The organism is Vibrio porteresiae DSM 19223, from assembly GCF_024347055.1.
Classification (GTDB): domain Bacteria; phylum Pseudomonadota; class Gammaproteobacteria; order Enterobacterales; family Vibrionaceae; genus Vibrio; species Vibrio porteresiae.
Genome location: NZ_AP024895.1, coordinates 2797992 through 2809338, shown reverse-complemented (window position 1 = coordinate 2809338; position 11347 = coordinate 2797992). Strand labels below are relative to the sequence as shown.

Genomic DNA, 11347 nt, shown 5'->3' with positions numbered 1-11347 from the left:
AATGATGAGAAAGGCATGTCAATTTGTGTAAAGTTGCATAATCAAGAGAGAAAAATGTGATCTTGTGCCTAATAGAATTTTCCCTGACAAAGCTCTGACGAAATGAGGTAGTTTTAACCAGATAAATCAGTACTATGAGCGCATAAAAATAGAATTATGGCTAGGCAATACAATAAAAATGACTTACCGAATGGCAAGACTGACGGAGTTAGATAGCTCGTTGTACAGTCAAGTCGAAGGTGGGCTGGATCAGTTATCGCGCGAAGAATTAGAAGCTCTAGTGCCTGAGGGGATGGAGTTGGATAGCTTTGCCGAAAAATTGAGAGAAGGCCAACTTTGGCTGCTAACAGAAAACCCAAAGAATCCAGCACTTAAACAAGCTGAAGATTCCGATGTGCACTGGGCGCTAGACTCAGGCACGCAAGGTGGGTTATCTGAATCGGCAAATCAAGCATTGTATGCATTAACGAATAAAAAAGCAGTGGGTGGTTTCTCCTCCCAACAAGCAAAATCGAAGCAAACGAAAACCGGACAATTTCCCTTTTTGCGTCCGCAGTTTTCTCACAAAGAATCTCAGCTAACAACGTCAGTTAGGCCAGATTTTAGTGACACGGTTAGGCCACTAAAATACGAATATAATTTCGAAATTGCTTGTTCAGAACAAACACTCATTAACAACGTCGGTTGCTCCTTTGCTTTGGCGAAGACAGTTCAAGAACCTATGTTAGGTACTTGGCATAAATCGCAAACCAAGCATGGCACTAAATTTACCATTCATACCGCTTTTGACGAGCCCAAACGCCTAATGATTCAAGTGGCGTCGGCTCCAATGGGCATTACCTTACCGAATCCGCTCGCCTTAGATGAGATTGGCACCGATAGCGTTCGTGACGCGTATATTCCAGTGGTTCCTGCCGTTGAAAGTGCCGAGCGTTTAGGCTTGCCTACCGAAGGGTATTACTACCATTTTTGTCATCGACGTTTAATCCAAGAGTACAAAATCTTGGGTGACGGTAAGTGGAGTTTTTACGGCACGCGTTCAACCCACGAGAAACTCGATGTTCGCCAAGGTTTTAACAAGTACCAAACGGCGATTTTGCTCTTTTGGAAACTGCGTGGTCATGTGATCAAACATCAACACTTGGTTTATCTACCACGACAAATCACGCGCGACGAGTTGGATAACATCAGCGATCAATGGCTGGAAAAGTACAGTGTCGCTATCGATATGGCAAAATTGCTTAAGACTCGCCAGCAACGCGATTGGCAAAGTGAACGCACTGCGTTTGTGGATGCCTATAGTGAGAAACGTGCTTTGACCTATTTTGTGCAGCGCCAACTCGGCAGCAATACGCGCGAAGGTTGGAGTGAGATTGCCGCCAAACATGGTCTTTCTGCCAAGAAACTGCTTGAGCTCAATCCTCGTTATCTAGCTAATCCTGCCGCTTTGCAGGTGGGCGATGAAATTAATGTTGTCGACGCCAAAGAATACCTGCTCTCTAATGAGCAAACGACCCTACCTCGTGAACAGCCTCGTCTCTATCAACGACCAGTGAATGCGCGCTATCGTTACCCCGACAAGATGCTTGCTGGTACACATCTACGTGCGCTTAATAATTTTAGTGTGGTGGATGAAGAGCTACCGATCATCAATCTAGGCCGTCTTAACTAATTCTACTATTTCTATCCCTGATGGAATTTCCGCTGGTAAGTTGTCTTTGAGAAAAGCCAACAAGATCTCAATGCGCTTTTTATCTGTCTCTGGCGGCCACACCAAATAATAACTGTCCCCAGTGCTGATAGCTTGAGAATAAGGCAGAGCCAGTAGGCTGTTTGGCTGCATAGCAATCGCTGAGAGTTTGATGGGTTTCTTAAGTTGACCAGGGCGAAGGAGTGGAGCTTTGGGTTACCCATGATCTTTTTGCTCGCTCAGCTGTACAGTGAAAATCTAGAGAGCGGTATAGCCCTTGATATAAAAGGCTTGGCGACACTTTAAAGGCAGGTTGGGAAGCTTTGGGGTTACGATGATCTAAATGCTGATTTTGCCGCGCAGTGACTTTTTCTCACCTTGTTTTTTCTTATTATCGACGCGTTTTACTTGTGAAGAGCGAGTCGGTTTTGTTTCCCGGCGTTTCTTTTGCACCACCATGGCACCTTGGATAATTTCCAACAGTCGATTTAACGCATCTTCGCGGTTTTTCTCTTGGGTGCGAAAGGTTTGCGCCTTAATGATGATCACACCTTCTTTAGAAATGCGCGAATCACTGAGCGCCAGCAGCCGTTCTTTATAGACGGCAGGCAAGGTTGAGTGCGGCACATCAAAACGTAAATGAATTGCCGAAGAGACTTTATTCACATTCTGACCACCGTTACCCGTGGCACGAATTGCCGTCAGCTCAATTTCCCAATCGGCGAGGGTTACAGTGTTGGAAATTTTGAGCATGAGATACCAGGAGGGTTGAAAAAAGGAGAGTGTAACGGCTTCCCGGCAGATGTCAAAACTGATGCGGGTTTCGATCTCGCCTTTTACCTACCGAGTAGCTCGAATTGAGGAGGGGTTTCTCGTGCATTAAAAACGTTCGTTTAAGAATAATATCTTTAATATTAGTGAGTTATCAACTAAACAAAAATGATATTGATTACTATTTGACTATGTTAGTATTCATGTCGCCAATCGTTACTTATCGAATTCATTGGCAAAATCCTAATTAAAATAACGAGAGCTCAACATGAATTTTAAGTCAGTCTTACTTCCATTGGCGCTCGCCATGGGAACCTTCTCTGCTCAAGCTGAAGTACAAACGATTCACGATATTTTGGATCGTGATGTTCAAGTGGATGTGCCAGCCAAACGCGTGGTCCTCGGTTTTTATGCTGAAGACTATATGGCGATTGGCGGCGAAAAATCATTTGATCAAGTGGTCGGGCTTTCCCGCGATACATGGAAAGTTTGGCGTCCTGCCAGTTGGGAAATTTACACCCAACACGATCCTAAATTGGCGCAAATTCCGGATGTTGGTGAAGTCGAAGCACAAACCTTTTCGATTGAAAAAGTGATTAGCTTGAGACCGGATGTGTTGGTGTTGGCAGAGTGGCAATACCAAGGTTTGGGGTCAGACGTGAAGCGTCTTGAGCAAGCCGGTATTCCCATTGTCGTTGTGGATTACAATGCTCAAACCGTTGCTCGCCATGTGGCAAGTACTAAAATCATTGGTCAATTAACGGGCCAAGAAGCGCGCGCCAATACCATTGCAAGTGAGTACTCCAACGCAATGACGATGATTGAAGAGCGCATTGCCAAATCGGGTTTGCCAAAACCACGCGCTTACGTGGAATTTGGTAACAAAGGGCCAAGCCAATACAGCTTTACCTACGGCAAAAACATGTGGGGCGCGATGCTGAAACAAGCGGGTGGCGATAACATCGCTGCGCCTTATGTTGAATGGTGGGGGCCTATCAACCCAGAGCAAGTATTAGCGGCAAAACCACAAGTGGTCTTTTTGGCGGGTACTGAATCTTCTGCAGTCAAAGATGCAGTGCTGATGGGCGAGGGGGTTGATCGCCAAGAAGCGGTTAACCGTTTGAAAGGTTTTACTAAACGCCCAGGGTGGTCGCAACTTCCAGCAGTACAAGATGAGCGCGTGTTTGGTATTTACCAAGGCGCATCGCGTTCGATTCTTGACTACAGCATGTCGGAATACTTAGCCAAAGCGCTCTATCCAGAAGTGTTCAAGGATCTAAATCCAGAGCAAGACTACTTAAACTTCTACAAAAAATATTTACCTGTGATGCCTAAAGGGACTTTCGCGGTTTCTATCACTGAGTAACCTCTTCTTTAGAGCGATTCTCAACGAGAATCTCGTTTTAATATCAAGCCCTTCGCTCGTCGAAGGGCTTTTGCTTTGGGGCATAGAAAATATTACCTATTGCTGTCTCACAAACAACACCGAGACTGATAAGCTGATCCATGAAGAGCAGTAAAAAGTGTTTCATACTTAAATGACCTGTGGGTGCTCACCACAACACAAAGAATAATGAAGCGGCGATCAGTGAGGCGATAATGAAAAAAATAACCCAGTGGCGACAACGTTTTAAAACTCTGCCGAAATATCAGCGAGTGTTGAGCTATTTGGCAGCGCTTTATGCCTTATATCTCATTGTATTGGGTGGCATTGTACCTATGGTGCTCGAACGCCAATTGCCGCAAAAGGCGACCCAATTGCTTGGTCGAGAAGTCACCATCGGGGAAATTCATATCAACCCATTTCTGCTGCGTGTCACGGTTAAACAAGGTGCCATTGCCAACTGGTCGCAGCAAGTCGATCCTAAGCTGTTCAGTTTTGAGCAGTTTCAAGCTCAGTTTCAGTTTTGGCAAAGTCTCTTTACTTTAACGCCAACCGTTAGCGAAGTGGTGCTGACAAAACCGCAAGTGGATTTGATTCGCGCCAATAATGCGCAGCATCAGCCAGAATTGAATATCACCAGCATTCTCACTGCATTGGATAGCCAACCCAAATCAGCGGCGGATGACCCGACGGAAACGGAAAGTGCCACTCCGGGATTTCGCGCTGACCGCATCGCCATTGTGGATGGTGTATTTGAATTTTCTGATCATATTGCGACGGCAAACCTTGCCTATCACGATATGAGCTTTGAGCTGACACATCTCGATTTACAGGCGTTTATCGGACAAGATGGTAAAAATGATAAGGCCTTAAACCAGTTCAACTTTTTAGCGAAATCCGGTGATGATCAAACGGTGTCCGTGCAGGGGCAGTTCCAACTGCTGCCCGTCGTCGCGCAAGCCAGTTTCGCTTTAGATAACGTCGAACTCACTCAGTTTTGGCCTTACGCCAAGAACATGATTCCCGCCAATCTTAATCAAGGTATGTTGAGTACCAACGGCATAGTGCGTTTTCGTTATGAAAATGGTGAGGCGCAGTACTCACTCTCCCAAGGTCGTGTCGCACTACAGGATGTGGCGTTTGATGATGGTCAATCCACAAACGCGACAACGAAGTTAGCGTGGCAAAACTTCGATCTATCGGAGATCTCTCTGAGCTCGAAACAGCATCTCGTCACCTTGGGCAATATTGATGTCAACGGCTTAAAAGTCAATGGCGTCTTAACCAAGCAAGGTGTTGATTTACAAACGCTCTTTACACCAGCGGCGACCGATACACCACCTGCCTCAGCCAAAACAGCACCTGCTGTAGAAGAGAAAAAAGCGGTGACCGCCAACGTAGATAACACGACCGCGTCGCCAGAAAGTGGTGCTGAACCTTGGGTGGTGAACGTTAAACAGCTGCAACTGTCAGCAGATGTTGCGATGCAAGATAAGGCTTACGCGAATGATGTTACATGGCGTATCACGCCAATTTCGCTCAACGTAAGCAATGTGTTTAGCGATTTTCGCCGATCTATCGACTATTCATGGTCGCTCGCGCTCTATAACTCCGCTGCCAGTGTGGCAAAAGGGGATAACGCCGAAAATAGCGGTGAGTTTAGCGGTAAAGGCCAAGTGGATATTGCCAAATCAACACTGACTACCTTGCTGGCGTTTAAAGATTTCGACCTCACTGCGCTGCAACCTTACCTTGGTCAGTACGCTAATTTGACCTTGCAAAAAGGGCGCTTTTCAACTGAAGGTGAATTGCGCAGTGCATGGAAAAATAACGACACCCGTTACACCGGTAAATTGGCGGTAGAACAGTTCCGTCTTAATGATTTACGTAGCCGCGAGCCATTGGTCTCTTGGCAAGGGCTCGACATCGATAAATTGGTTTACTCGCAAAAAGCCAACAAGGTCACGGTGCATCATATCGATTTCACCAAACCTTATGCCAAAGTCATCATTCATAAAGACCGCACCACCAATATTGGTGATATAGCCAAAGCCGATCCTAACCAACCAGCGGCAGCGCAAAAGAGTCAAAAGGCGTCGAAAGGCACTAAAACTGAAGCCAAGCCCAGTGCACCACTGCCAATCGCATTACAAATAGATCGTATCAATGTCATTGATGGTTCGGCCTATTTTTCGGATCTGTCGTTATTGCCTAACTTCTCATCGGGGATTCGCAGCCTTGCAGGGGCGATTACCGATTTGAGTTCACAAGGCAACACCGCAGCTAAGGTTGATCTTAATGGCAAAATTGACCAATACGCGCCAATTAGCCTAACAGGGAAAGTGAATCCGCTATTGGCGAAACCGTATTTAGATTTGACCATGAAAGTGAAAAGCGCTGAGCTGACGTCAGTCAACACGTATTCAGGTACTTACGCAGGGTATTACATCGATAAAGGTCAGCTTTCTTTGGCGGTTCAATACCTGTTGGATAACGGCCAGCTAAAAGGATCAAACCAGGTTTATATCGACCAATTGCAATTGGGTAAGCCCAGTAACTCAGATTTGGCGACCAGCCTTCCTGTCAAATTGGCGATCGCACTGCTGCAAGACCGTCATGGCGTCATCGACTTAGGTGTGCAGGTGAGTGGCGATGTCAACGACCCAAGCTTTGGTTTTGGCAGTGTGATTTGGACTGCTGTGAAAAACATTCTGACCAAAGCGGTCACTTCACCTTTTTCTCTGCTGGCGAACTTAGTCGGCAGTGACGAAGAGCTCAACAAAGTCAATTTTGCTGCTGGGCAAGCCAACATTGAGGAAAGTGAGCAAGAGCGTTTAACCACGCTCGCCCAAGCATTAACCAAACGCCCTCAGTTGCGTTTGAATGTGGAAGGTGCGGTCAATCCCAGTGTGGATGCTAATGCGCTGGCGGAACAAAAAGTGCGTGCTCAACTGAGTCTGATGGGCGTCGACAGTGCTCCAACGTTAACAGCAAGTTATGTCGCCAGTGATGATGACGCTCGTGATGCTGTGGACGATCTTTACGATGATTACCGTGAGCAGCAGCCACAAACACCGAGTGTGGATGTACAGCGAGAGGCCATCACTCAAGAGTTAACCGTAGAGGGGAAAGCGCCAAAAGAGGAAGAGGTAGATACGCGTTTGTATGCCTCACTCTATAACCAGCTCATCAAGGCGCAGAAGATTACTCAAGAGGATTTGCTCGATTTGGCGATTGCCCGCGGCCAAGCCGTGAAAGCTTATTTGGTGAACCAACTTAAGATCGAACCTGAACGAGTCTTCCTGCTCAGCAGTAAACAGATGTCTCATTCTGCCACTGAAGCGCTGCTCACTTTAGGATCGGATTAGATAAGGGAATATCGAGACGCATAATAATGGCGTCTCGATATTCAAAGTGGCGTTAAACCTTTCGCGCTACTTTACATCACTCATTTCATAAGTCGGGTAGTCAACGTAACCCACATCAGTACCGCCATACATACTGGTTGGATCGACTGGATTCAACGACCAGTTATTGCGCAGGCGCTCAGGGAGATCTGGATTAGCAATAAACGGACGACCAAAACCGAACAGATCACCGTAGTTATTGTCTAGCATCCGCTGTGCTTTCTCTTGCGTGTAACGACCTGCGTAAATAATACGGCCGCTGAAGGTTGAACGTGCTGCTTGATAAAAAACCTCTGGCAAGTCTGGCGCGTTATCCCAATCGGCTTCGGCAATAGATAGGTAAGCAATCCCTGCGTTTTCAAGAACCTTGATCGCTGCAACATAGGTTTCAAGAGGGTTTTGCTCAACCAAACCGAGATACACACGATCTTCAGTCGTACTTTCAAACAAAGGTGCAAAACGCACGCCTAACTTGTTCGCTCCCACTGCGTTGGATACGGCAGCCACAATTTCTGTTAGAAAGCGCAGACGATTCTCAAGAGATCCACCGTATTGATCGGTGCGATGGTTGCTGTGCTCAGAAATAAACTGGTTCACCAAATATCCATTAGCACAATGCAGTTCAACCCCATCAAAACCCGCTTCCATCGCATTACGTGCCGCTTGGGCATAGAGCTCGACAAGTTCTTTTACTTCGTGTGTTTCTAATGCGCGAGGCTGGCTAGGTTCAGTCAACATACCTTCGCCAGGACCCGTTTCAATAAACACTTTAACCGCGTCGGTGGCGATAGCGGAGGGCGCGACAGGCGCTTGATTATTCGGTTGCAGATTATTGTGGGACACACGTCCAACATGCCATAACTGACAAAAAATAACGCCACCTTCTTGGTGCACCGCTTGTGTGACTGATTTCCATCCTTCGATCTGTTCTTGAGAGTGGATACCGGGTGTCCAAGCATAACCTTGGCCTCGAGGTTCAATCTGCGTACCTTCGGTCACCATAAAACCAGCACTAGAGCGTTGTTGATAGTAAAGCTGCATCATCGCGTTAGGGATGTTTCCCGGCTGAGAGCTGCGAGAACGGGTTAGCGGGGGAAGAACAATGCGATTTTTCAGTACGTTATCACCGAGGGTGATGGTATCAAATAAGGTTTTTTCACTCATTACAATGGTGCTCGTTAATGTGAGTAAACCATCCATCCTTGTCGATTCATCTCGTTAAAAAGGGTCTATTTCCAATAGGAGGTGCAGCTTAAGAAAGTTTATGTACAATTTGAAACAAGACTTTTTTGTTTAGGTTACAAATATGAGTGGTATCCAACGGCTCGACATCAAACAGTTACGAGTGCTAGAGGCTCTTTTGATCGAAAGAAATCTTTCACGAGTTGCCGCACAAATGGGCTTAACTCAGCAAGCCATTAGTGAACAGTTGCGAAAGTTACGGGCACTTTTTAATGATGAACTCTTTGTCAGGCAAGGGAATACTATGGTTCCAACTCCCTTAGCGATAGAGCTTGGCCGCCGAGTCAGCTCTATTCTGAGTGATATGGAATCATTATTGACCTTACATGAATTTACCCCCAGCTTGTATGAAGGCGTCATTACTATCAGTGCGACAGATTATGCGATTGACGCCCTGCTACCGCAGTTTCTCAAAGCGGTACGCAAGGAAGCGCCTTTATTAAAAATCATCATCACTGATTTTGAATCTGATAATGTCGGCCCCTTACTCACGTCGGGAGAGCTTGATTTCGCCTTAACTTTTCCCCCGTTTGTGCCTGACTACATTAAAAGGTTTGTACTATTTGATGAGCAGCATATCTGCGTAGCCAGTGTGGAATCTCCCATGCAAGATCAATCGTTATCTATTGCCGATATTGCAGCTTTGCCACAGTTGGTTATTTCTCCTTCTAAAGCGAACTTAAAAGGTTCTCATGACGAGTGGTTTGCCAAGCAGGGATTAAAACGCAACATTGTTATGTCTATTCCGAGTTTTAAAGCTGCTCCCGATATTCTTTACACCACCGATATGATTGCGTTTTATCCATCTCGTTTGTTACCGAATCCGAAGGTGAAACCGCTAAATATTGATATTAATACCCCAAAATTTGAGGTCATCGCGGCTTGGCATACAAGAACAGAACAAAGCCAAATTCATCAATGGGTATTGGCAAAGTTAAGAGAAGTTTGTAGCGAATAACGTCATGATTTCTCAATTTGTGACTCATAACATTAGTTGATACTAAAACAACTCTATGCTTATCAAAAGAATGGTTAGATGGAGTGAATGCTATGACAGTGACGTCACCAAGCGCTTTTCAAGTCAAGCGTCGTGATTTGATATTGGCGATAGAAACCGCAGTTTCGCTGGTGGGGGTGGATGACATCAACCACGGCAAACGCGTGGGTTATATTGCCTCATGCATCGCGAAACAGTTGGGCCTTAGCGATACGGATGTGGAATACGCTTTTGAACTGGGCATGTTGCATGATATCGGTGTATCAACCAATGCCACTCACAAAAAATTGGTCTCAGAGTTTGATTGGGACCATGCCCAAGAGCACTGCAAAATTGGTTATGAACTGCTTAAAGAGTTTCCTCCGCTCGCGCAGTTTGCTGTACCGATTTTGTACCATCACACGCCTTACCCTCAGCTAGAACAAGCGGATATCTTTGGTCGTGATGCCATGATGGCAAATCTTGTCTTCTTGGCTGATCGCGTCGATGTGTTAGGGGCATCCCATTATGGCAGCGATATCTTGTTGGCTCGTATGGAAATTACCGCAGAGATTTGCCATCAAGCTTCCCGCTATTTTGATTTCGAATTGGTTCAAGCCTATATCAAACTGGCGGAATCGGAAGCCTTTTGGATCATGCTGCAAGACAACCACATCCATCACTTTACGTGGGAGATGACACAAAGGTGCTCTAACCAGCAAAGTTTGTCGTTAGATGAGCTTAAACAGCTTTCGCAAATCATGGCCTATATTGTGGACCAAAAAAGTCCGTTTACTGCCGAACACTCCTTGCGGGTGGGCGCGTTATCGCTTTACATCGCCCAGCAATACGGCATGGGCGAAGAGCAGTGTAAAAAGGTAGAAATAGCCGCGCTATTGCACGACATCGGTAAACTGAAAATCCCCGATGAAATTCTCGATAAGCCGGGCAAGCTCACTCCTGAAGAGCAGGCAGTGATGTTTCAGCATAGCTATGAAACCTTCGAAATCTTGCATCATATTCATGGCCTTGAAGAGATTGCCCAATGGGCAGCTTCCCATCATGAAGGGATGAACGGTCATGGCTATCCATTTCATAAAAGTGGCTCCAACCTTTCGATGGAAGCGAGAATCATCGCGGTGAGTGACGTATTTCAAGCGCTCGCCCAAATACGACCTTATCGCGAAGGCATGAGCATCGATAAAATTATGAGTATTTTGGAGGAAATGGTGGAATCAGGAAAACTTGATCACACCATTGTTGAGTTTGTGAACCACCATCAACAGACTTGTTACGATATTGCTGTTGGAAATATCGCCGCCTAAGGGACAAATTGACTCACTCACATGCGCTAGGCAATTTACTCTAGATTTTTTTAACAAAGTTAAAGGGTGTTTTAGTGATAAATATATAAATTAAATCGCTGATTTTTGGAACTAATTACGGATGCTACCTGTTTTCAGGTATGGAGCAGGCAAAATCTACCTGATAGTCTAGCCCTAAATAGTTAGTTATTATTCGCATCTCCGGTTTCGCCCTTGCTAAGACATAGAGCTGATCCGCAGTTATGTTGCTCATGTTCAGGGAAAGGTGTAAACGTGCTCCTAAAAGCTCGTAAATTATTCATTTTGTTTACTGTGGTTGGTTGCTTTACAAGTTCAATCACGCTTAGCTATGAGCAGCAAGACAATACCCTCAGTATCTCTGATCAAGTCATCTCCCTACCCGAGATCGACAACACCATCAAAACCGCAATGGCGAACGAAGCACGCCAAAATAAGCACCTAGCACAGCCACCAGCATGGCTTATTCCACCCAAGAAGTTGTTTGATTAACAGCCATCTTTGCATCGGTAATACGTTGATTTAACTAACGTG

Annotated in this window: 8 protein-coding genes; 6 read left to right on the top strand and 2 right to left on the bottom strand. The window is 45.8% G+C overall.

Annotation, left to right across the window (positions count from 1 at the left end):
* Positions 1–190: 190 nt before the first annotated feature.
* Positions 191–1672 (top strand): LysM peptidoglycan-binding domain-containing protein, encoded by a 1482-nt coding sequence (locus tag OCV11_RS12795; RefSeq protein ID WP_261893281.1) that lies wholly within the window; start codon positions 191–193, stop codon positions 1670–1672.
* 357 nt (positions 1673–2029) lie between these two features.
* Here the strand turns inward: OCV11_RS12795 and arfB are convergent, their stop codons facing one another.
* The gene (gene arfB / locus OCV11_RS12790; protein ID WP_261893280.1) at positions 2030–2443 is read right to left on the bottom strand and encodes an alternative ribosome rescue aminoacyl-tRNA hydrolase ArfB; all 414 of its coding nucleotides are present in this window, start codon (positions 2441–2443) and stop codon (positions 2030–2032) included.
* 286 nt (positions 2444–2729) lie between these two features.
* Between arfB and OCV11_RS12785 the strand changes: the two genes are divergently transcribed.
* Both OCV11_RS12785 and OCV11_RS12780 read left to right on the top strand, forming a co-directional pair.
* Positions 2730–3827 carry an ABC transporter substrate-binding protein gene (locus OCV11_RS12785; protein ID WP_261893279.1) on the top strand — a complete coding sequence of 366 codons (1098 nt, stop codon included), beginning with the start codon at positions 2730–2732 and terminating at the stop codon, positions 3825–3827.
* Positions 3828–4060: 233 nt separating this feature from the next.
* Positions 4061–7213, top strand: coding sequence for a DUF748 domain-containing protein (locus OCV11_RS12780; protein ID WP_261893278.1), 3153 nt, complete (start codon positions 4061–4063; stop codon positions 7211–7213).
* A gap of 66 nt (positions 7214–7279) precedes the next feature.
* Here the strand turns inward: OCV11_RS12780 and OCV11_RS12775 are convergent, their stop codons facing one another.
* Complete coding sequence (locus OCV11_RS12775; RefSeq protein WP_261893277.1) at positions 7280–8416, bottom strand: alkene reductase; 1137 nt, start codon at positions 8414–8416, stop codon at positions 7280–7282.
* A gap of 142 nt (positions 8417–8558) precedes the next feature.
* Here OCV11_RS12775 and OCV11_RS12770 point away from each other — a divergent pair, with 142 nt between their 5' ends.
* The 3 genes from OCV11_RS12770 to OCV11_RS12760 all read left to right on the top strand — a co-directional run bounded on the left by OCV11_RS12770 (position 8559) and on the right by OCV11_RS12760 (position 11305).
* A complete protein-coding gene (locus OCV11_RS12770; RefSeq protein ID WP_261893276.1) occupies positions 8559–9452 on the top strand; it encodes a LysR family transcriptional regulator in 894 nt (297 codons plus the stop codon).
* A gap of 92 nt (positions 9453–9544) precedes the next feature.
* Entirely contained in the window at positions 9545–10795 is a 1251-nt protein-coding gene (locus OCV11_RS12765; protein ID WP_261893275.1) for an HD-GYP domain-containing protein, read from the top strand.
* A gap of 273 nt (positions 10796–11068) precedes the next feature.
* A complete protein-coding gene (locus OCV11_RS12760; RefSeq protein WP_261893274.1) occupies positions 11069–11305 on the top strand; it encodes a hypothetical protein in 237 nt (78 codons plus the stop codon).
* Positions 11306–11347: the final 42 nt, after the last annotated feature.

Excerpts from the sequence above, each read along its gene's own strand:
- OCV11_RS12795 (WP_261893281.1), top strand. The coding sequence starts at position 191 with ATGGCAAGACTGACGGAGTTAGATAGCTCGTTGTACAGTCAAGTCGAA.
- arfB (WP_261893280.1), bottom strand. The coding sequence starts at position 2,443 with ATGCTCAAAATTTCCAACACTGTAACCCTCGCCGATTGGGAAATTGAG.
- OCV11_RS12785 (WP_261893279.1), top strand. The coding sequence starts at position 2,730 with ATGAATTTTAAGTCAGTCTTACTTCCATTGGCGCTCGCCATGGGAACC.
- OCV11_RS12780 (WP_261893278.1), top strand. The coding sequence starts at position 4,061 with ATGAAAAAAATAACCCAGTGGCGACAACGTTTTAAAACTCTGCCGAAA.
- OCV11_RS12775 (WP_261893277.1), bottom strand. The coding sequence starts at position 8,416 with ATGAGTGAAAAAACCTTATTTGATACCATCACCCTCGGTGATAACGTA.
- OCV11_RS12770 (WP_261893276.1), top strand. The coding sequence starts at position 8,559 with ATGAGTGGTATCCAACGGCTCGACATCAAACAGTTACGAGTGCTAGAG.
- OCV11_RS12765 (WP_261893275.1), top strand. The coding sequence starts at position 9,545 with ATGACAGTGACGTCACCAAGCGCTTTTCAAGTCAAGCGTCGTGATTTG.